The 20,267-nt window shown below is 63.6% G+C and carries 16 protein-coding genes and 1 tRNA gene; 5 read left to right on the top strand and 12 right to left on the bottom strand.

All coding sequences use genetic code 11. The annotated features are described in order from the left end of the window. Window positions 1–2: 2 nt before the first annotated feature. From ACJA3S_RS06495 to ACJA3S_RS06485, 3 genes are all read right to left on the bottom strand, one after another. A complete protein-coding gene (locus ACJA3S_RS06495; RefSeq protein WP_406821217.1) occupies window positions 3–914 on the bottom strand; it encodes a hypothetical protein in 912 nt (303 codons plus the stop codon). Between the two features lie 33 nt (window positions 915–947). After that, complete coding sequence (locus ACJA3S_RS06490; RefSeq protein WP_406821216.1) at window positions 948–1,943, bottom strand: hypothetical protein; 996 nt, start codon at window positions 1,941–1,943, stop codon at window positions 948–950. Window positions 1,944–2,042: 99 nt separating this feature from the next. Next, on the bottom strand, window positions 2,043–3,017 hold the full coding sequence (locus ACJA3S_RS06485; protein WP_406821215.1) for an NAD(P)H-quinone oxidoreductase: 975 nt from the start codon (window positions 3,015–3,017) through the stop codon (window positions 2,043–2,045). Between the two features lie 143 nt (window positions 3,018–3,160). Between ACJA3S_RS06485 and ACJA3S_RS06480 the strand changes: the two genes are divergently transcribed. Further along, complete coding sequence (locus ACJA3S_RS06480) at window positions 3,161–5,242, top strand: carboxy terminal-processing peptidase (RefSeq protein WP_406821214.1); 2,082 nt, start codon at window positions 3,161–3,163, stop codon at window positions 5,240–5,242. A gap of 118 nt (window positions 5,243–5,360) precedes the next feature. Beyond that, window positions 5,361–6,326: an EAL domain-containing protein gene (locus ACJA3S_RS06475; protein WP_406821213.1), complete on the top strand. Its 966-nt coding sequence runs from the start codon at window positions 5,361–5,363 to the stop codon at window positions 6,324–6,326. Here the strand turns inward: ACJA3S_RS06475 and ACJA3S_RS06470 are convergent. Together ACJA3S_RS06470 and ACJA3S_RS06465 are read right to left on the bottom strand one after the other, a co-directional pair. After that, window positions 6,308–6,676: a hypothetical protein gene (locus ACJA3S_RS06470; protein WP_013971408.1), complete on the bottom strand. Its 369-nt coding sequence runs from the start codon at window positions 6,674–6,676 to the stop codon at window positions 6,308–6,310. The two genes, ACJA3S_RS06475 and ACJA3S_RS06470, sit on opposite strands and share 19 nt — an antisense overlap. Then, window positions 6,673–7,011, bottom strand: coding sequence for a multiprotein-bridging factor 1 family protein (locus ACJA3S_RS06465; RefSeq protein WP_406821212.1), 339 nt, complete (start codon window positions 7,009–7,011; stop codon window positions 6,673–6,675). The genes ACJA3S_RS06470 and ACJA3S_RS06465 overlap by 4 nt, the downstream gene beginning before the upstream one ends. Window positions 7,012–7,301: 290 nt before the next feature. On the opposite strand from ACJA3S_RS06465, the gene ACJA3S_RS06460 reads away from it, so the two are divergent. Beyond that, window positions 7,302–7,472 carry a YhfG family protein gene (locus ACJA3S_RS06460; RefSeq protein ID WP_406821211.1) on the top strand — a complete coding sequence of 57 codons (171 nt, stop codon included), beginning with the start codon at window positions 7,302–7,304 and terminating at the stop codon, window positions 7,470–7,472. 312 nt (window positions 7,473–7,784) lie between these two features. Here the strand turns inward: ACJA3S_RS06460 and ACJA3S_RS06455 are convergent, their stop codons facing one another. Together ACJA3S_RS06455 and ACJA3S_RS06450 are read right to left on the bottom strand one after the other, a co-directional pair. Continuing rightward, complete coding sequence (locus ACJA3S_RS06455; protein ID WP_406821210.1) at window positions 7,785–8,225, bottom strand: YkvA family protein; 441 nt, start codon at window positions 8,223–8,225, stop codon at window positions 7,785–7,787. A 296-nt stretch (window positions 8,226–8,521) separates the two neighbouring features. Next, a complete protein-coding gene (locus tag ACJA3S_RS06450; protein ID WP_170028755.1) occupies window positions 8,522–9,274 on the bottom strand; it encodes an FKBP-type peptidyl-prolyl cis-trans isomerase in 753 nt (250 codons plus the stop codon). 271 nt (window positions 9,275–9,545) lie between these two features. Here ACJA3S_RS06450 and ACJA3S_RS06445 point away from each other — a divergent pair, with 271 nt between their 5' ends. Continuing rightward, window positions 9,546–10,283 (top strand): helix-turn-helix domain-containing protein, encoded by a 738-nt coding sequence (locus ACJA3S_RS06445; RefSeq protein ID WP_406821209.1) that lies wholly within the window; start codon window positions 9,546–9,548, stop codon window positions 10,281–10,283. A gap of 142 nt (window positions 10,284–10,425) precedes the next feature. On the opposite strand, the gene pcaQ is transcribed toward ACJA3S_RS06445, so the two are convergent. From pcaQ to ACJA3S_RS06425, 4 genes are all read right to left on the bottom strand, one after another. Continuing rightward, window positions 10,426–11,358 carry a pca operon transcription factor PcaQ gene (pcaQ, locus tag ACJA3S_RS06440; protein ID WP_406821208.1) on the bottom strand — a complete coding sequence of 311 codons (933 nt, stop codon included), beginning with the start codon at window positions 11,356–11,358 and terminating at the stop codon, window positions 10,426–10,428. 103 nt (window positions 11,359–11,461) lie between these two features. Beyond that, the gene (nirD, locus tag ACJA3S_RS06435) at window positions 11,462–11,824 is read right to left on the bottom strand and encodes a nitrite reductase small subunit NirD (RefSeq protein WP_406821207.1); all 363 of its coding nucleotides are present in this window, start codon (window positions 11,822–11,824) and stop codon (window positions 11,462–11,464) included. Next, window positions 11,824–14,376: a nitrite reductase large subunit NirB gene (gene nirB, locus ACJA3S_RS06430; RefSeq protein ID WP_406821206.1), complete on the bottom strand. Its 2,553-nt coding sequence runs from the start codon at window positions 14,374–14,376 to the stop codon at window positions 11,824–11,826. The genes nirD and nirB overlap by 1 nt, the downstream gene beginning before the upstream one ends. A gap of 303 nt (window positions 14,377–14,679) precedes the next feature. Continuing rightward, window positions 14,680–18,705: a molybdopterin-dependent oxidoreductase gene (locus tag ACJA3S_RS06425; protein WP_406821205.1), complete on the bottom strand. Its 4,026-nt coding sequence runs from the start codon at window positions 18,703–18,705 to the stop codon at window positions 14,680–14,682. Between the two features lie 309 nt (window positions 18,706–19,014). On the opposite strand from ACJA3S_RS06425, the gene ACJA3S_RS06420 reads away from it, so the two are divergent. After that, window positions 19,015–20,100: a GyrI-like domain-containing protein gene (locus ACJA3S_RS06420; RefSeq protein WP_406821204.1), complete on the top strand. Its 1,086-nt coding sequence runs from the start codon at window positions 19,015–19,017 to the stop codon at window positions 20,098–20,100. 82 nt (window positions 20,101–20,182) lie between these two features. Here ACJA3S_RS06420 and ACJA3S_RS06415 read toward each other — a convergent pair. Continuing rightward, window positions 20,183–20,259 (bottom strand) — tRNA-Asp (locus ACJA3S_RS06415). Between the last annotated feature and the right edge of the window lie 8 nt (window positions 20,260–20,267).

Here is a 20,267-nt window from a genome sequence, read left to right as displayed (position 1 = left end):
GATTATTCGGCGACCGATTCGCCCGTTTCATCACAGAGGTCGTTGGTGGGAGAACAAACTTCACTACTTGGCATTTTCCGCGTGATCTTCACGACGTCGCGCACGGAAATACCTAGACGCCCGTCCTGCTTGAGCAGGCGATACTCGACAGTGGCCGAGGCGTTATCGACCATTGGTTCAATGAGCGTTTCGTAGGGCAAGACCACGAAGACGGTGCCCTGGGACGCTTCATCGCTCGACACCTTGCGGCTGAAGGTGTTTGCCACGCCAGGGATAGGTGAAGACCCGTTGAGGTTATCGTGGCCTTGCCAACTCAGCTCCAGGGTATCTTCAGCCTCGATCAATGCGTGGGGCTCCACGCGAACAGTCACCCCTTCCCACAGCCGCGGTCTCGAGCAGCAGTTCAGGTAGCCGTATCGGTCCGCATGGGGGAACGTGGCCGCTGGCAGGTCACGGATCACTTCCACCGCGACGTCGACTGGCGTTGTGTCCGCCAATTGCTGGTTGACACCATTGTCGGTGCGGTACCAAACCGGCAGCGCCCGGTCATTGGGTTGCTGCTCAACGATCTCCCAAGGCACCTCGATCTCGATAGGCTTTCCGGATGGATCCCCGACCTGGACACGATATTGCGCCACTGGCTGAGGTTGATTGCCCCAGTACACCAGCACTTGCTCATCAGGTTGAGGGTCATCGAACAGGCGCAGCAAAACCCGCGCGGCCTCACCATGGTCGATGGGTTCGAGCACGTTGGGCTTGTCCGACTTGCGGCCCCGGACCTCGACGAGCGCCAGCAAAGGGTTGAGCAAAGCCGGTGCAGCGCTGTGGTCCTGGCCCGCAACGCGCAGGTCGAACGGCACCGGTAGAACGGGTGACGGCGTGAATTGCACATTGCGGCGGATTTCATACTGCACCTGGGCATCACCCGGCCCCAAGCCCGCTGCGACCTACGCCTGCCAAGGCACGAAAACCCCCAGCGGAAAGCCCTCGGGGTCGACAGGACGCTCCGCAAGCTTCTGCCCCTGCCAGCTGACGATGGCATAGTCCCGGTCGCTGGCGTTGTCGTACGGGTCGATTTCCACCAAGACCCCGCCCTCGCCGTTGGCCCCCTCCCTGGCATGCTCACGATCGATCAGCCCACGCACCGACAACGTGACGCGTGGCGGCTGCAGGTTCGAAGGCCCAGGGGTCAGCTCGACAGGCGTTTGCGCAACCGCGGCATCCGGACCGACATTGCCCGCCAGATCGGCGAGCTGGTACCAAGGATAACGCAGGCCTGACCCCGAATCGCGTATCACCGCTGCGTCATAGCTGACCAGGATACTGTCGTTGTCGATTTCGTCCTGGGTCACTGTTTTGCGACTCACCTCGAGCTCATCACTGGGCGGTGGGTTGCTGTCGGACCAGTAAAGGATGACTTCGTCCCGGGCCCGCGCCACGAAATACAGGGGCACCTTGAAAACTACCTCGCCGTACTGGGCCAGGTATTCCTCCGTGATTTCGCCGCCTGGCACCCCCTGAATCTGCAGCGCCTGGCCCGGCTGACCGTAATTGGGCGGCTGTGTATCGACCGTGACGGTCAATTTGGGCGATCGGTTAGGATTACCCAACTGGGTGATGATGTATTGAAGGTCGTATACGCCGTGATTGAGCAGATGGGGCGGAATGAACAGCTCAAGCTCGTCGTCATAGGGTGGTCGCAGTGTTTCGTTATGCACTGAGTTGAAGGGCGCGCCCTGGAACTGCCAACCCAAATCCAGGGTGACACTCGGAAGCCCAGGGTCGGCGTAATTCCCCGGTACTACAACGCGCAACGGCTGTTGCAATGCCGCAATGGGCAGTAGCCCATCTGCGCGCGGCTGGCCATTCTCGTCCTTTATGATGGCGTCGACTTCTGGTTCGACCAAGTCCGCCCTGCGGACGAATACCTTTTCGGAACACATGGGACAGCTCCTTCGATCATCCCGCCTGCTTAGCGGCAGGCCTGTATTAAGCGATGATCGAAAGTTATGCCTCTGCCCCAGTGTCCGCTACTGGCAGAATTAACAGGTGGCAGGTTGATCCAGGGGTTCTATGATGACCACCAGTTTGCCTGCAATCTGGTTGCTCGCCAGCTCATCGAGTGCCTCTTGCGCCTGTTCGACCGGGTAGGTTCTGACCAGTTGTGGATCCAGGCGGCCCTCGCTGAACAATGGCCAGACATCCTTGCGCAAGGTGCTGATCAGTTCGGCCTTGAAGCTGTCATCGCGATTGCGCAATGTGGACCCCTGCAACTGAATGCGCTTGGTCAGTATCTGGGCCAGGTCCAGTTCGAACGAACGCCCACCCATCAGGCCGATGATCAACCAGCGACCATCACGCGCCAGCAGTTTGAGGTTGAGCTCACCGTAACTGGCCCCCACCGGGTCGAGAATCACATCGAACGGGCCGATCGCTTCCAGCGCCTCCAGGTTCTCGTTGCGTACCACACCACCGGCAGCCCCCAGCGCCTCGCAATAGGCCAGGCGGTCCTGCGAACCGACGCTGACCCACACCGGGCTACCGAACGCCTTGCACAGCTGGATGGCGGCCGAACCAACGCCGCTGGCACCAGCGTGCACCAACACCTTCTCGCCAGCCTTCACCCGCCCAAGCTGGAAGATGTTCAACCAGGCGGTGGCATAGACCTCCGGCAACGCTGCGGCTTCATGCAGGCTCAGGCCCTCGGGCACCGGCAGCACGTGGCGAGCGTCCACCACCACTTCTTCGGCCATGGCGCCGCTGGCCAGCAGCGCGCACACCCGGTCGCCCACCCGCCAGTCGGCGCCCGCTCCCACCTCGCTGACCACCCCGGCGCACTCCAGGCCCATGTAGGGGCTGGCGCCTGGCGGCGGCGGGTAAAGGCCCTTCATCTGCAGCAGATCGGCGCGGTTCAGCCCCGCTGCGGCCACGCGAATGCGCACTTGGCCCGCGTCACAGGCCGGGCGTTCGGCCTCGACCCAGGCCACATGTCCGTCAACGCCTTGCAATGCCTTCACAGTGCCTCCATAGTTGAATCATATGACCGAGCCTGGGATTGCTATGTCCCAGGCTTTTTGCAGTATGCGTCCGGTTTTTTGCAACCGGCGAACGGAAAAGACGGCCTACTATGCGTGATCAATTGCCTCCACGTCGAATCAGCATGAAGCATTTCCTCCCAAGCACCGCCCTGGCGCTGATGATCGGCCTGGGCAGCCTCACGCTCGGCGGCAATGCGGCGGCCGCCAACAAGTGGGACAGCCTGCAGCCGGACCGTGACGAGATCGTCGCCAGCCTCAACGTGGTGGAATTGCTCAAGCGCCATCACTACAGCAAGCCGCCGCTGGACGATGCCCGTTCGGCCATCATCTATGACAGCTACATCAAGTTGCTGGACCCGGCGCGCAGCTACTTCACCGCTGCCGACATCGCCGAATTCGACAAATGGAAAACGCAATTCGACGATTTCCTCAAGAGCGGCAACCTGGACCCGGGCTTCACCATCTACAAACGCTACCTGGACCGCGTCAAGCAGCGCCTGGACTTCGCCCTGGCCGAGCTGGACAAGGGCGTGGACAAGATCGACTTCAACACCAAGGAAACCTTGCTGATCGACCGCAAGGACGCGCCGTGGCTGAAGGACCAGGCCGCGCTCGACGAGCTGTGGCGCAAGCGGGTGAAAGACGAGGTGCTGCGCCAGAAGATCGCCGGCAAAGAGCCCAGGCAGATCCAGGAAACCCTGACCAAGCGCTACAAGAACCAGCTGGCGCGCCTGGACCAGACCCGTGCCGAGGATATCTTCCAGGCCTATATCAACACCTTCGCCCAGTCCTACGACCCGCACACCAACTACCTGTCGCCGGACAACGCGGAAAACTTCGACATCAACATGAGCCTGTCGCTCGAAGGCATCGGCGCGGTGCTGCAAAGCGACAACGACCAGGTCAAGATCGTGCGCCTGGTGCCGGCAGGCCCGGCGGCCAAGACCAAGCAGGTGGCCCCGGCCGACAAGATCATCGGCGTGGCCCAGGGCAACAAGGAAATGGTCGACGTGGTCGGCTGGCGCCTGGACGAAGTGGTCAAGCTGATCCGTGGCCCGAAAGGTTCGGTGGTGCGCCTGGAAATCATCCCGGCCAGCAACGCCCCTAGCGACCAGACCAGCAAGATCGTCTCGATCACCCGCGAAGCGGTGAAGCTCGAAGAGCAGGCGGCGAAGAAGTCGGTGCTCAAGCTCAAGCAGGACGGGCGTGACTACAAGCTGGGCATCATCGAGATCCCGGCCTTCTACCTGGACTTCAAGGCCTACCGCGCCGGTGACCCGGAGTACAAGAGCACCACGCGTGACGTGAAGAAGCTGCTCACCGAACTGCAGAAGGAAAAAGTCGACGGCGTGGTCATCGACCTGCGCAACAACGGCGGCGGCTCGTTGCAGGAAGCCACCGAACTGACCAGCCTGTTCATCGAGAAAGGCCCTACCGTGCTGGTGCGCAACAGCGACGGCCGTGTCGACGTGCTGGAGGATGAAAACCCCGGCGCCTTCTACAAGGGCCCGCTGGCCCTGCTGGTCAACCGCCTGTCGGCCTCGGCGTCGGAGATCTTCGCTGGCGCCATGCAGGACTATCACCGGGCCCTGATCATCGGTGGCCAGACCTTCGGCAAAGGCACCGTGCAGACCATCCAGCCGCTCAACCATGGCGAGCTGAAGCTGACCCTGGCCAAGTTCTACCGGGTTTCCGGGCAGAGCACCCAGCATCAGGGTGTGCTGCCGGATATCGACTACCCGTCGATCATCGACACCAAGGAAATCGGCGAGAGTGCCCTGCCCGAAGCCATGCCGTGGGACACCATCCGCCCGGTGGTCAAGCCGGCGGCCGACCCGTTCAAGCCGTTCCTGGCCCAGCTCAAGGCGCAGCACGAAGCACGCAGCGTCAAGGACGCGGAGTTCACCTATATCCGCGACCGCCTGGCCCTGACCCAGAAGCTGCTGAACGAGAAGACTGTCAGCCTCAACGAGCAGGACCGCCGCGCGCGCCATGATGAAATCGAGGCCAAGCAACTGGCGCTGGAAAACATCCGCCGCAAGGCCAAGGGTGAAGAGCCGCTGAAAGAGCTGAAAAAAGAGGACGAGGACGCCTTGCCGACCGAGGATGAAAACACCAAGCCGGAAGACGACGCCTACCTGGCGGAAACCGGCCGCATCCTGATCGACTACCTCAGTGCAAGCACCAAGGTGGCCAAGAAGTAAGCAACGGCAACAATGATGGCAAATTAATGTGACCTGTCATCAAACAGTCATCGCGCTGTCGTGAAATAGCGGGGCCGGATGTGCAAGCGTCCGGCCCTTTCATTTTCAGGAATCCGTCATGACCGTCGCCGAACAGCTCAGTGCCTTGAGTGCCATCCTGGCTCAACGCAGCATTCACAGCCTGTTCCAGCCGATCATGCGCCTGAGCGAGCAACGGGTGTTCGGCCACGAAGCGCTGAGCCGCGGCCCGTCCAACAGCCCGCTGCACGCCCCGCTGAACCTGTTTACCATCGCCCGCCAAGCCGGGCGCCTGACCGAGCTGGAGGCCGCCTGCCGGGAGTCGGCCTGCCGCCGGTTCAGCGAACAGCAGTTGCAAGGCCAGCTGTTTCTCAATGTCTCGCCGGAGTCGCTGCTGGAGCCGGACTACCCGTCCGGCCAGACCCTGAAACTGCTCGAGCAGGTCGGCCTGGCGCCCACCCGGGTGGTGATCGAGCTGACCGAACATACCCCGACCGACGACTTCCAGCTGCTCTCCAATGCCCTGCACCACTACCGTGACATGGGCTTTTCGATCGCCCTCGACGACCTCGGGGCAGGCTATTCCAGCTTGCGCCTGTGGTCGGAACTGCGCCCGGAATACGTGAAGATCGACCGCCACTTCATCGACGGCATTCACCGCGACCCGCTCAAGCGCGAGTTCGTCGGTTCGATCCTGCAGATTGCCAGGGCGTCGAAGGCGCAGGTAATTGCCGAAGGGATCGAGCTGGCAGAGGAGCTGGCGGTGCTGGTCGAGATGGGTGTGGACCTGGTGCAGGGCTATTTGCTGGGGCGGCCGCAGGAGGTGGGAGTGCGCGAAAGCCGGGCGCTACCGGTGGCGATGAGTGTACGGCTGGCCGAACAGCCTAGCGTGCAGCTGAATGCGACGATCGGGCAGTTGCTGGAGTTGTTTGGTCGCCACCAGCACCTGGATGCCTTGCAAGTGGTGGATAGCGAAGGCAGGGCTTGTGGCCTGATTCACAGGTATGCACTGCCTGTGCAGGCGATAGGGCCGGCACAGGTAACCCATCAGGCCGTTTCGGGGTAGCTGTATTCGAATACCCGAACGACTTCGGAGGCATGCCAGGAGGCTGCCTCCATGCCATCGACCGGCCCGGAAAAGCGCCCCAGGCGCTCCACGCATTCGAAAAAGCCGGTACGCGGCAAGCGGCTGGCGCCCTGGCTGATGACCAGCGAACTGCGCAAGGGCTGCTCGGCGCGGGCATCCAGCACTGCCAGGTACTCCAGCGCCGCAGTCAGCGTCTGCATGGCCGGGCTGGGCAGTTGCAAACGCTCGATCAGTGCACGGTAGGTCAACAAGTGACGTTGACGGCGGGCCAGGTCAAGCTCACCCAGCAGGTTATCCCAGTGCTGACGGCTGATCCTGACCTGGCTCATGATGGCTCGCTCCAGCCAGCCACGCCCAGGTGCCAGGCCAGGGCGCGGCGGATGGCCGCATCCGGTTGGCGTTCGCCCGCTTCGATCATGGCCAGGTACGCCGGGCTTACACCGACATTGCGCGCCAGTTGCTCAGGGGCAATGCCCTTGGCCTGGCGAATCTGCGCCACCTCACTGAATGCCGGCAACGGCGCACTGGCAGCGGCGCTGCCCGCGTCACTCGCAGCCGCCTCGGCAGGCGCCTGCCCCGCTGCCTTGAGCAGCGCCTGGTATTGCTCCCAGGGAACCACGGCGTACTCGGGTTGACCGTCCCGGCTGATTACCTGAATACCCATTACAAACCCCTCTAGAAAGGATTACAGCGTGTAATCCGTGCAGCCTGCCTAGCAAGGGGGCTTCGGCAACTATCAATTTGGCCTGTGCTCCGATCCTGCCCCTCGCTACGCCGATGATGGCCAATAGCGAACGGCAATCGGGCTGCTCCCCTTCTGTTATATCTCATTGTAAGAGATTTCTGGCGTCAGCGCTTCGATAGCGGGAGATGGGCAAGGCAACAGGGGGCAGTTGTGGGAGGTGTCATCACGGTCGGCTACAATACTACTCAATCACATCAGGGTGCCCACCTATGGAAAAGCTAAGCCTGCGCACCAAAAAAGCTTGGTTCGCCAAGAACCGCAAAGCGAACTTCGAGCATAGCCTGCGCCTTGAAGGGTTCTCGGTCCCAGCGAATGATGGCGACGCTAAACTGCCTAACCGTGCTGCCGCGCGCGAAGCTGTACGGCAAGTCAAGGCTTGAGTGTCGACAAATACGGCGTCGATCAGGACCCGGCCTGCTACCCGGGTACCGATGTCCTGGTCTTTCCAAGGTGATGAAAGCCGCCTCGAACACGTATTTAGCCGTTGTATCGGGGCGCCGATCCAGGAAGGCGATGACAACTGCCAATGAAGCCAAGGGATCACCAATTCTGATTACAGCCGGGAAAACGAAGGGCGCCGATCATGGCGCCCTATTCACTTGCGCAACAACAGCCCGCCAGCACCGTTGACGTAGCTCACCGCAGCAGTATCACCCGCTCTGGAGATCTGTGAGGTTCAGCTCAGGCTGGTTTCACTGCGTCTTGCGCTCCAGCTGCAGGGCTTCCGGCGTGGTCGGCAGGCGCTCGACCACGCGTAGCCGCTCCGGTGTCTGGCTGTCGCGCCAGGCCTTGAAGCGCGCCAGCTCGTCAGCCACGGTCTTCAGTACCCAGCCCAGCACGGCGATGTCGTCGAGCAAGCCCACTCCCAGCAGCCAGTCCGGTATGGCATCGATAGGGCTGACGAAATACAGCAGGCCGGCGACGATGGTGACCAGGGCCTTGGCGCTGATGGCGCGGTACTCGCCACGCCACCAGGCCAGGCACAGCGACTGCAACAGCTTTACATCTTCCCGCAACTGACCGAGGCGCGGGCCTTTGCGGGCCACCGCGAACAGCAGGGCCGGTAACCGGCCACGGCTGAGCAGGCGCTCGGCCAAGGGCAGGAAACGGGCGAAATTCCAAGGTGCGCTCATGGAGCCTCCAGGCGGATAAGGTTATCCACATTTATTGTGGATAACCTTGTGAACAGGGCGACGTTTCCGACCGCAGGTGCCTGCCAGGCAAGGGCCCCGGTCAGATCGGGCGTTTTTTACACAGTGGTTTCAAACCCTGTGTACGGTGCACCGCAAACGATTTGCACCACCAGCGTGCAGCTTCTTCACGCTGCAATTGCTCGGACAGTATCAGCAGGTGCAGGTTCGTCCAACCATCCTGGCACAAACGAAAACGCCCCGTCGGAACGGGGCGTTTTGTGCAGGGCCAGCCGGTATTACTTGGCAGGCGCTTCGGCAGGGGCTTCGGCGCCCGGCTCGGCGCCTTGCAGCTGGGCCGGGTCCTTGATGGCGATCAGTTCCAGGTCGAACACCAGCACCGAGTTGGCCGGAATCAGCGGGCTTGGGCTTTGTGCGCCGTAGGCCAGTTCCGCCGGGATGAACAGCTTGTATTTCTCGCCAACGTGCATCAGTTGCAGGGCTTCGACCCAACCCGGGATCACGCCGCTGACTGGCAGGTCGATCGGGCTGCCGCGCTCGACGGAGCTGTCGAACACCTTGCCATCGATCAGTTTGCCTTCATAGTGCACGGTGACTACGTCGGTCGGCTTGGGCTGCGGGCCGTCAGCCTTCTTGACCACTTCATACTGCAAGCCCGAAGCAGTGGTGACGACACCTGGCTTCTTGGCGTTTTCCTCGAGGAATTTCTTGCCGGCAGAGGCGGCTTCTTCGCTGGCCTTGGCCAGGCGTTCCTCTGCGCGCTTCTGCAACGCGGTGAAAGCCTCTACCAGCTCTTCATCCTTGATGCGCTGTTCTTTCTTGCCGACGGCGTCTTCAATGCCGAGGGCAACAGCTTTCGAATCAAGGTCTTCCATGCCTTCCTGAGCAAGGCTCTTGCCCATGTTCAGGCCGATACCGTAGGAGGCTTTCTGCGCCGGAGTCTTCAGCTCGGGGCTGCTGGTCTGTTGATCACAGCCAGCCAGTACCAGGCCTACCAGGGCAACCGCAGCCGCCAAACGATGCTGTTTCATGTGATTTCCTTGTTCATGCGCCATAAGGGCAATCAGGGTAGAAGCCGCGAGCTTATCAGGCGTCCCCAACCGATGGCTACCGGCATAAGAGCGGGCAGACATGGATTAGTTCCACAGCCTTGCGCACGGCACAAAGGCCTTGAATTGGATGCGAACGATGCATCGTTACGTTTCGGTCGACCAAGATATACCATAACGCTATCATCCGCCGCAGCAAGGATACTGGCCCGCACGCGGCCAGGCTATCGGCAACAGGCTTCAGGGACGCTTAATGAAATGGGATGGAGCAGTAACCTTCGCTGACTACTGGCTGGGCTACATCGGCCAGGCCGACCAGACTGCTGCCCATGCCCACGTCGCCATTCAGCTGTGCATTGGCCTGCACCAGGATATCTCCGTGGCGTTCGGCAGCCGCATCCTCACGGCGCCGGGGGTGCTGATCGGGCCCGCTGTCGACCATCGCGCGCTGCCCAACCCAGGCCGCGTGGCCTTTCTCTATTGCTACCCAGACGCACCACTTGGCCGTGCCCTGAAGGGCCTGCTCGACGACAGTGGTACGGCAGCCGTCAGTTCTGACCTTGTCGATTGCGTCCGCCACGCGAGCAGCTTCAATGACGCGGTCGCGGCCCTGCAACTGAAGCTGGTGGCTCGCGACAGTTTCGACCCGCGCCTGGCCGATGCCCTGCACCTGCTGCGCCAGGACTGCGCCGGTATCGGCGCGGTGTCGCGCGCAGCCCACGCAGTAGGCCTGTCCAGCCCACGCTTGCGCTTCTTCGCCACGCGGCAGCTGGGCGTGCCGCTGTCGCAATGGATTATCTGGCGAAAGCTCGAACGGGCTTGCCACGCCCTGGCCCACGGCGCCAGCCTCAGCGATGCCGCGCTCACCGGTGGTTTCGCTGACCAGGCCCACCTGACCCGTATGACCCGGCGCATGGTCGGCCTGTCACCTGGCCGTGTCGCCACGGTGCTGCGCAACACAAGCGATTCGTTCAAGAATCAGCCGTGTTGAGCGGCCACTATGCTCCAGGCCAGCGCCATCCGGGATCTCCAAGCACCAGGCGCTGGGGCGTTTGCCGACTGTGTGAGCACAGTCGGCTTTTTTTCCTCCCCGACCTGGGGCAGGCTTCGGGTGCCCTGCTGAGCGAACCGCTTCAAGGGTAGGCGCCCTCGCGGTACTGCCCGGCCACCTCGCGCAGCACCTCGCAAACCCACTGCCCCGGGAGGCTCTGTGGCAAGGCCGCGTTGCGGCAGATGCCAACCGAACCGCCTGGCTCGCGCACGCCGAGGTCGAGTTCGGCGAGCTCGCCGCGCCGCAGGTCGAGCAGCACCGCGTCGCGCGGTGCCACCCACAGCGCATCGCTGCCCAGCAGGTAACGCCGGCTGAGGGCCAGCGACAGGGTTTCCAGGCGCTGTGCCGACATCTGGATGCCGCATTGCACGAACAGGCTGTCGGCATGCTGGCGGATGGTTGTGCCGGCTGGCGGCAACACCAGTGGGTAACGCCCTACCTGGGCCCGCTCGACCGGCATGCTGGCCAGCAGCGGGTGGCCCGGGCGCACCACCAGGCTCATCGACTCGCTGTACAGGTGCTCGAACGACAGGCCCTGGATCTGTGGGCTGTCGGTCATGCGCCCGACTACCAGCTCCAGCTCGCCCAGGCGCAGTTGACCAAGCAGCTGCGCACTGGCTCCGGTAACCACATTGATCACCAGCGCGTCATGGCGCTGGTGCAGGCGGCACAACACCTCGGGCATGAGCAGGCCTTCGACCGTGGACAGCACGCCAATGCGGACCTGCGAAGGTGCCCGCGCTTCGCCGCGCAGGCTGCTGACGCCATCGCGCAGGGCTTGCACGCTGGGCCCGGCATAGCGCATGAAGCGAGTCCCGTCTGCAGTCAGCTCGACGCCCTGGCGGTTGCGCGCGAACAGCCGTGTTTCCAGCAGCGCTTCGAGTTCCTTGAGGGTCTTGGAGATGGCCGGCTGGCTGATCGCGAGCACGTCGGCAGCCCTGGCCAGGCTGCCCTGCCGGGCAATCTCCAGGAAGCACAGGAGGTGGCGGTACTTGATGCGGGTGTCGAGGTTCATGGGGCGCAAGCTTACCCCATTGCGCTGGTCGCGGTATTTTCGCCGTATTGGCGACCGAGCGCCGCCCGCGCGGCGCTCGATCTCACAGGCGACAACACCCCCATCAATTCACCGCCAACTCCACCGCACGCCCCCTCAAGCGCACCGGCCACACCCGCAAACGCTGCGCCGAATCTTCCAGGCACTCGCCGCTGTGCAGGCTGAAATGCTGCTTGTACAACGGCGCCGCTACCACCAACTCGCCCTGCAGCGTGCCCACCAGCCCACGGCCGATGACATTGGCCCCGGAACGCGGATCGCGGTTGTCCACCGCGTACAGCGGTTGGGCCTGCTCCGGCAGGTAGAACAACGCCACCTGGGCGCCATTGAGCCATACCACCACCCCGGAATCGGCCACCAGGTCATCGGCCTGGCATACCGTTTGCCAGTTCACCCGGGGTTTCACTGCAGCATTGGACAGGTTCATCACACAGCCTCCTCGACGGTTGGAATCAGATGCAGCGCTGCCACAGGCCGACGCTGTTCGCGTTCGCGCACGAAGTGCACGTCCGGGTCAGCCCGGCGGTCGTTGACGAAGGTGCGGAAGCGCTTGAGTTTCTCGGGGTCGTTCAGGGTGTTGGCCCACTCGCATTGGTACTGGTCGACCACATGCTGCATCTGCGCTTCCAGCTCGCCAGCCAGGCCCAGGCTGTCGTCGATGACCACCTGTTTCAGGTAATCCAGGCCACCCTCCAGGTTCTCGCGCCACACCGAGGTGCGCTGCAGCTTGTCGGCGGTGCGGATGTAGAACATCAGCACCCGGTCGATCAGGCGCACCAGGGTTTCGTCGTCGAGGTCGGTGGCGAACAGTTCGGCATGCCGCGGGCGCATGCCGCCGTTGCCGCACACGTACAAGTTCCAGCCTTTCTCGGTAGCGATCACACCGATGTCCTTGCTTTGCGCCTCGGCGCATTCACGGGTGCAGCCGGACACTGCGAACTTGAGCTTGTGCGGGCTGCGCAGGCCCTTGTAGCGGTCTTCCAGGCGCAGGGCCATGCCGACACTGTCCTGCACCCCGTAGCGGCACCAGGTGCTGCCCACGCATGACTTCACCGTGCGGGTCGACTTGCCATAGGCGTGGCCGGTTTCGAAACCGGCCTCGATCAGCTCGCCCCAGATCAGCGGCAGTTCGTGCAGCTGCGCGCCAAACAGGTCGATGCGCTGGCCACCGGTGATCTTGGTGTACAGGTCGTACTTCTTCGCCACCTGGCCGATCACGATGAGTTTGTCGGGGGTGATTTCCCCGCCGGGGATGCGTGGCACCACCGAGTAGGTACCGTTCTTCTGCATGTTGGCCATGAAGGTGTCGTTGGTGTCCTGCAGCGGCACCAGCGCCGGGTCCATGATCGGCTGGTTCCAGCACGAGGCAAGAATATTGCCCACCGCCGGCTTGCAGATGTCACAGCCAACCTGCCCCTTGCCATGGCGTGCGAGCAGCTCGTTGAAGGTGCGGATGCACTCTACCCGCACCAGCCCGTACAGTTCCTGGCGGGTGTAGGCAAAGTGCTCGCACAGGCTCTTGTCCACCACCACGCCGCGGGCGCCCAGCTCGTGCTCGACCACCTGCTTGAGCAGGGCCGCGCAGCCACCACAGCCAGTCGCGGCCTTGGTGCAGCCCTTGACCGCGGCAAGGTCGCCACAGCCGCTGTCGATGGCGGCACACACCGCGCCCTTGCTGACGTTGTGGCAGGAGCAGAGGGTTGCGCTGTCGGGCAGCGCATCGGCACCCAGGGCCGGCGCCGCGCCACCTTGCGGCAGGATCAGCGCTGCCGGGTCGGCCGGCAGGGTGATGCCATTCTGTGCATACTGCAGCAAGGTGTCGTAGTAACTGTTGTCGCCAACCAGCACCGCACCGAGCACGCGCTTGCCGCTGGCGTCCACCACCAGCCGGCGATAGGCGCTGTTGGCTTCATCGATGAAGCGGTAGCTGCGCGCGCCTGGGGTGGCGCCGTGGGCATCGCCGATCGAACCGACATCCACACCCAGCAGCTTGAGCTTGGTCGACATGTCGGCACCGGTGAATTCGCCAGCGGCTTGCCCCATCAGCAATGCCGCCAGGTTGCGGGCCATGCTGTAGCCCGGGGCGACCAGGCCGAATACGCTGCCGTTCCACGACGCGCACTCGCCGATGGCAAAGATGCGTGGGTCACTGCTGCGGCAGTGGTTATCGATCACCACCCCGCCACGCGCCGCGATGTCCAGGCCACAGGCTCGGCCCAGGGCATCCTGCGGGCGGATACCGGCAGAAAACACGACCAGGTCGGTTTCCAGGTACTCGCCGCCATCAAAGTTCATGCGGTAGCGGTAGTGTTCACCGGCACTGATCGACTGGGTGGCGCGCGACAGGTGCACCCCTACACCCAGGGCTTCGATCTGGGCCTTGAGCGCGGCACCGCCCTCGCCGTCCAGTTGCACCGGCATCAGCCGTGGGGCGAATTCCACCACGTGGGCTTCCAGGCCCAGCGACTTGAGGGCGTTGGCCGCTTCCAGGCCGAGCAGGCCACCGCCAACCACCACGCCACGGCGGGCATTGGCGGCGGCGGCGCGAATGGCGTCGAGGTCATCGAGGGTGCGATAGACCAGGCGTGCATTGCCGCTGGAACCTTCGATCGGCGGTACGAAGGGGTACGAGCCGGTGGCCAGCACTAGCTGGTCATAGCCGTAGCGCCCTTCGGCGGTGACCACTTCGCCGCGCGCGCGGTCGATTTCCAGCACTGCTTCACCGAGGTGCAGATGCACGCCGCTGGCGCTGTAGAAATCCTGCCCGCACAGGGCCAGGGTTTCGGCGCAGCTGCCCCCGAAGTACTCGGACAGGTGCACGCGGTCATAGGCGCGTTGTCGCTCTTCGCCGAACACGTGCAGCTCGAAGCGCTGCAGGGCGCCACGGCTGACCAGTTGTTCGACGCAGTGATGGCCGACCATGCCGTTGCCGACGATGATCAGTCGCTGTCGTTGCCCGCTGCTCGCTGTTGCCTTCATAAGCCGATCCTCGATCAAAAAAAAAGCGCCTGGAGCCGAAGCTCCAGGCGCCTTTGCCTGTATTCATCACGGTAGGGGGCCCGGGTTGATCGCCGTTGATCAGTGGGCTTTGTTGTAATCGGTTTAAAGCAGGGACTATGCCAAAGCTGTTGCCAGGACTTGCCCTATCGCCGCCAAGCCAGCGCCCACAAGGCTTGCCACAGCTTCACAGGACGGTGGGATAGCTGTGGGAACTGGCTGCCACTGATAGCGCCAGCGCAGTAAACGCACATTCCAAGTGCATCACTCCCCATCTTGGCGCATTCAATACACATCCCGCCGATACCGCTTGGCCTTGCCCAGCGCCTCGACATAAGCCGCAGCTGCCGCCGCATCCATGCCCCCATGCTCGGCCACGATCACCCGCAACGCCGCCTCCACATCCCTGGCCATGCGCTGCGCATCACCACATACATAGAAGTAAGCCCCCGCCTGCAGCCACTGCCAGAGCTCCGCGCCGCGCTCCAGCATGCGCTGTTGCACATAGATCTTCTGCGCCTGGTCCCGCGAGAAGGCCGTGTCCAGGCGCAAGTGCCCTGTGGCCTGCCAGGCCAGCAACTGCTCCCGGTAATAGAAATCGGTGGCCGCGTACTGTTCACCGAAGAACAGCCAGTTGGCGCCCTTGGCTCCGCGCGCCTCACGTTCCTCGAGGAAGGCCCGGAACGGCGCAATGCCGGTGCCGGGGCCGACCATGATGAGCGGCACAGCGTCGTCCTCGGGCAGCCGGAAGTGCTTCGACACCTGCGGGAAGATCGCCACCTTCAGTGACTGCGCGCGGTCGGCAAGGAAGCTTGAGCACACGCCTTTGCGTGAGCCATAGCGCACCGTGGACACGGTCAGGTGCACTTGCCCTGGGTGCGCCAGCAGGCTGGAGCTGATCGAATACAACCGCGGCTGCAGCGGTTTGAGCAGCTCGAGCCAGCTGGCCAGCGGCAGTTGCTGCGGGAAGGCATGCAACACATCGACCAGTTGCCGGCCCCACAGCCAGTCCTGCAGCTCGGCCTTGCACTCGGGCTGCAGCAGGCGCTGCAGGTCCGGGGCATTGGCGGCAAACACCTGCAACTGTTGCGGGGTGACCTTGGCGATTTCCAGGTGCGCTTGCAGGGCTTCTATCAACGGCATGGGAGGCTGGTTTTGCAGCTCGATCATGGCCTGGCCATCGAGCTGCATCAGCGCCAGCAGTTCGTCGACCAGTGCCGGGCAGTTGCGCGGCCACACCCCCAAGGCATCCCCCGGGGCATAGCTCAAGCCGCTACCGCTCAGGTCGAACACCAGCTGACGGGTTTCCTTGCTGGCGCCCGCGCCGTTGAGCAGGCGGTTCTCCAGCACGCGAGCGGCCCAGGGTTGCTGCTTGCTGCAAACCGTCGCCGGTGCGGCTTCGCTGCGCGGCTGTGGTGCAGCGACCCTGCCCAGGGTTGGCAGCAGCGCATCGAGCCAGGCAGCGAAGGCATCGTCGAAATCCGGCTCGCAATCGACCCGTGGCAGCAGGCGTCGCCCACCCAGCTCGGCCAGGCGCTGGTCGAGCTTGCGGCCAAAACCGCAAAACTGTTGGTAACTGGAATCGCCCAGGGCCAGCACGGCATAGGCCAGTTCGGCACAATGGGCGCCCTCCTCGCCTTGCAAGGCACGCCAGAATGCCGCTGCGCTATCCGGCGCATCGCCATCGCCGAAGGTACTGGCAATCAGCACCACGCTGGCAGCGCCTTGCAGTTGATGCGGGCTGACCGCATCCATGCAATCGAGCTGCACAGCGAGGCCAGCATCGCGCAGGCGCTCGGCACAGCGCTCGGCCAGCCGCGCGCCATTGCCGGTCTGCGAGGCCCAGAGTACCTGGTGGCGAGGGGCTGCCGACGCGGCTTGATGCCTTGGTGCAGGCTGGGCGAACAATCCGGCCAGCAAGCCATCGACGAACAGCCGACTGTTGCCGGCCAGCGGTGCACTGGCTGGCAGGCACGGCACGGCCTCGCTAGTGGCCTGCTCCAGGCCCAGCAGGAAGCCTTGCAGATAGTGGCGTTGTTCCTCGGCCAGCACCGGCACTGGCAGCGTGTCCAGGCCAAGCACACGGGCCAGGACAGCGGTCGGCCTGCAAGCTGGCTGCGCCATGGCAGGGTCCAGTTCAAGCGCCTCGATGCGTTCACCGGCGACCCGCTCCAGAACCACGGCACAATGCTTGAACGCCGGCTGCAACGACAGTGGATCGACCGCATCGCAGGTAACGGCATTGATCGCCAACTGATCGCCAACCAGGTCGTTCCAGTGAAACGGAGCAAAGCAGTTGCCCGGCATCACCCGGTCGCTGATACGCGCAGGCAGCACGGCTTGGCCCCGGCGCGAGCGGATGGCGACCTGGTCGTTTTCGGTGATGCCCAGCCGTGCGGCATCTTCGCGGTGGAGCTCGACGAAAGGGCCAGGCTCGAGCTTGTTCAGCGCCGGCACCTTGCCGGTCTTGGTCAGGGTGTGCCACTGATGCTGCACACGGCCGGTACTCAGCACCATGGGGTAATCAGCATCGGGCAACTCCGCCGCTGGCAGCCAGGGCCGGGCGAAGAAGCGCGCCTTGCCGCTGCTGGTGGCAAAGGCCAGTGCCGGGCGTTCGCCGTGGGCATCGTGCACCAGCGCCTGGCTGTTGCCATCGTTGCAGTAGCGTAACGGGCTGCGCGGGTTGTCGCGGCCTGGCGCGCAGGGCCACTGGCGCGGTTGCTCGCGCAGGTCGGCATAACCGATGCCACGCAGGTCGTAGCCGGTCGCGGGGTTGTGGAAGCGGCGGATTTCTTCGTACACCGCTTCGGCATCGGGGTAGTCGAAGGCCTCGGCATAGCCCATGGCACAGGCGACCCGGGCAATGATCTGCCAATCCGCCAGGCTTTGCCCGGGTGGCGCGACAGCGCGCGGCATCAGGGTCAGGTTGCGCTCGCTGTTGATCATCACGCCCTCGCCTTCGGCCCACAGCGCGGCTGGCAGGAGAATGTCGGCATAGCGGTTGGTTTCAGTGTCGAGAAAGGCGTCCTGGGCGATCACCAGCTCGGCCTGGCGCAAGCCCTCGATCACTTGCTGGCGATTGGCGACGCTGGCCACCGGGTTGCTGCAGATGATCCAGCAGGCTTTGACTGCACCGGCCTTCATCTGCTGGTACAGGGCGATGGTGCCCTCGCCTGCTTCTTCCCGCAGGCTGCCAGGCGCCAGGCCCCATTGCCGCTCGACGAAGGCCCGGTCTGCGGCCACCAGCGCCGAGCGCTGGCCCGGTAGCCCGGCGCCCATGTAGCCCATCTCGCGGCCACCCATGGCATTCGGCTGGCCGGTGAGCGAGAACGGCCCGCTGCCGAGGCGGCAGATGGCACCGGTGGCCAGGTGCAGGTTGCACAGCGCGTTGCTGTGCCAGGTGCCGTGAATGCTCTGGTTCAGGCCCATGGTCCAGCAACTCATCCAGTTGTTGGCGGTACCGATCCATTCGGCGGCCTTGATGAGGTCGGCCTCGGCCAGGCCGGTGATGGCGGCCACGCGTTGCGGGGTGTAGTCGTCGACAAAGCCGGCCAGTTCGTCCCAGCCTTCGGTATGGCGGGCGATGAAATCGGGGTCGGTATGGCCGTTGCGCTGCAGCAGGTGCAGCAGCCCGTTGAGCAAGGCCAGGTCAGTGCCGGGGCGCACCTGCAGGAACAGGTCGGCCTTGTCGGCGGTGGCACTGCGCCGCGGGTCGACCACGATCAGCCTGGCGCCCGCCTTGACCCGGTCGAGCAGGCGCAGGAACAGAATCGGGTGGCAGTCAGCCATGTTGGCGCCGATCACCAGGAACACATCAGCGTGCTCGAAGTCCTGGTAGCTGCCGGGCGGGCCATCGGCGCCGAGCGAGAGCTTGTAGCCACTGCTGGCGCTGGCCATGCACAGGCGTGAGTTGGACTCGATGTGACGGGTGCGGATGAAGCCCTTGGCCAGCTTGTTGGCCAGGTACTGGGCCTCCAGCGACATTTGCCCGGACACGTACAGCGCCACGGCGTCAGGGCCGTGCTGGTCGAGGATGCCGCGCAGGCGTGCGGCGGCCTCGGCAATGGCCTGGTCGATGCCGGTACGTGCCGGCTGCTGGTTGCGCTGCTGGCGTACATAGGCGTCGGCCATGCGCCCGGCGGCGCTCAGCGGCAGGTGTGCGGTAAGGCCTTTGGTGCACAGGCGGCCGAAATTGCTGGGGTGCTGCTTGTCGCCGCTGATCTTGGCGACCTTGCCATCGACAACGCTCATGACGATGCCGCAACCAACGCCGCAATAGGGACAGACGCTGCGTACTTCGCTGTTGGCCATGGGGCGGGCTCCTGTGGGAACGCAAAAAGGCGCCGGCTGCCCGGCTTGCTTGGCAAGCGGGGCAACACGGCGCCTTTGTCGTGAAATGTTGCGGGCTGTCGACGTTGATAGCCCTGGATGGAGGGGAAACAGCAATTTGTGGGCCAGCTGTGCCGTCCTTTCGCGGGCACGCGGCGCGCACCAGGATTTCGCAAGGCCTGGGGGCGCAGCTGCACGGCGAGGGTGGGCTGGCCGGCGAAGAAGCCGGCACCAGTGACGCACCATGCAATGGCACGCGCGAGCGTCCTGGCGCCATGCTGGAGCACATTCATGCTGACGGCAGCAGGTAGACTAGCTTTTGCACTGCTGGAAGCGTTCTACTGCGCTGCAACCGGTGAGCCGCTACTTTTCCTATCCGAGGCTAGTGTTTGCGCCATGACGACCGCCCCCGCCGCTCAGGCATCACGCGCTGAGTACACACGACGCATGAATCGCGTCCTCAACTATATCGATGCTCACCTGGAGCAACCTCTGGATGGCACAGCACTCGCCGACGTCGCCAACTTTTCACGCTTTCATTTTCATCGGCTCTTCGCTGCCTGGATGGGCGAGACCCTGGGCAACTACATCCGGCGCAGACGGCTGGAGAAGGCAGCACTGCGCCTTTGCGCCAGCAGCCATGAAACAGTACTGGAAACCGCCCTGGCTTCTGGCTTCAATTCGGCTGAGGCATTCGCACGGGCCTTCAAGCTCAGGTTTGGCTGTACGCCATCGGACTGGCGGGCCAATGCTCCACAGCGAGCGGCAGCCCTGGTTGCAGCCATTGGCCAGCATCGCGCTGATGGAGAGAGCAATCCTGATCAGGTTGCGAGCAATGTGGATCAGGCATGCCAGGGCGCATTCGCTGATGCTGTCGTCTCCTGTCCATTGGCAAAGGATCCCGCCATGAATGTACGCATCATCGATTTACCGGCAACCCGCGTGGCCTACCAGCGTCTGATCGGCCCCTACGGCCCCGCCATCGGCGAGTTCTGGCGCAACAAGATGACGCCCTGGATGTACTCGCACGGTTTCAGCGAAGGCGTTTGCTACGGTATCGGTCATGACGACCCGTCCATCACGCCCGCTGACAAGTGCCGTTATGACGCATGCGTCGAGGTGCCAGCGGATTTCGTCAGCAGCGGTCAGGCAGACATCCAGACCCTGCCGGGAGGGCGCTATGCGCTGTCGAGCTTCAAAGGGAGGGTGGAAAACATCGCTGACGCCTGGACGCGGCTGCTTCGCGAGTGGATGCCGTCCAACGGCCTGCAATGTGACGACCGCCCGTGTTTTGAAAGGTTTTACGCCGCTACGGCATTCAACCCACAAACCGGTGAGTTCAGCTGCGACATTTGCATTCCGGTAAAGGCGCTGTAGCACGTGCAGGAACAAAAAAAGCGACCTTAAGGTCGCTTTCTTTGTGACTTCCGGGTGTTCAGTAGGCCCTGGAAGTGGAATATGGCGCAGCGGACGGGACTCGAACCCGCGACCCCCGGCGTGACAGGCCGGTATTCTAACCGACTGAACTACCGCTGCGCTAAACA

Origin of the sequence: Pseudomonas sp. KnCO4, from assembly GCF_045344305.1 — a bacterium.
Taxonomy (GTDB): Bacteria; Pseudomonadota; Gammaproteobacteria; order Pseudomonadales; family Pseudomonadaceae; genus Aquipseudomonas; species Aquipseudomonas anuradhapurensis.
This window is presented reverse-complemented; position numbering and strand designations above follow the sequence as displayed.

Coding starts and splice junctions, on each gene's coding strand:
- ACJA3S_RS06490 (WP_406821216.1), bottom strand. CDS start 1,943: ATGTGTTCCGAAAAGGTATTCGTCCGCAGGGCGGACTTGGTCGAACCA.
- ACJA3S_RS06480 (WP_406821214.1), top strand. CDS start 3,161: ATGAAGCATTTCCTCCCAAGCACCGCCCTGGCGCTGATGATCGGCCTG.
- ACJA3S_RS06475 (WP_406821213.1), top strand. CDS start 5,361: ATGACCGTCGCCGAACAGCTCAGTGCCTTGAGTGCCATCCTGGCTCAA.
- ACJA3S_RS06470 (WP_013971408.1), bottom strand. CDS start 6,676: ATGAGCCAGGTCAGGATCAGCCGTCAGCACTGGGATAACCTGCTGGGT.
- ACJA3S_RS06465 (WP_406821212.1), bottom strand. CDS start 7,011: ATGGGTATTCAGGTAATCAGCCGGGACGGTCAACCCGAGTACGCCGTG.
- ACJA3S_RS06460 (WP_406821211.1), top strand. CDS start 7,302: ATGGAAAAGCTAAGCCTGCGCACCAAAAAAGCTTGGTTCGCCAAGAAC.
- ACJA3S_RS06455 (WP_406821210.1), bottom strand. CDS start 8,225: ATGAGCGCACCTTGGAATTTCGCCCGTTTCCTGCCCTTGGCCGAGCGC.
- ACJA3S_RS06450 (WP_170028755.1), bottom strand. CDS start 9,274: ATGAAACAGCATCGTTTGGCGGCTGCGGTTGCCCTGGTAGGCCTGGTA.
- ACJA3S_RS06445 (WP_406821209.1), top strand. CDS start 9,546: ATGAAATGGGATGGAGCAGTAACCTTCGCTGACTACTGGCTGGGCTAC.
- pcaQ (WP_406821208.1), bottom strand. CDS start 11,358: ATGAACCTCGACACCCGCATCAAGTACCGCCACCTCCTGTGCTTCCTG.
- nirD (WP_406821207.1), bottom strand. CDS start 11,824: ATGAACCTGTCCAATGCTGCAGTGAAACCCCGGGTGAACTGGCAAACG.
- nirB (WP_406821206.1), bottom strand. CDS start 14,376: ATGAAGGCAACAGCGAGCAGCGGGCAACGACAGCGACTGATCATCGTC.
- ACJA3S_RS06425 (WP_406821205.1), bottom strand. CDS start 18,705: ATGGCCAACAGCGAAGTACGCAGCGTCTGTCCCTATTGCGGCGTTGGT.
- ACJA3S_RS06420 (WP_406821204.1), top strand. CDS start 19,015: ATGCTGACGGCAGCAGGTAGACTAGCTTTTGCACTGCTGGAAGCGTTC.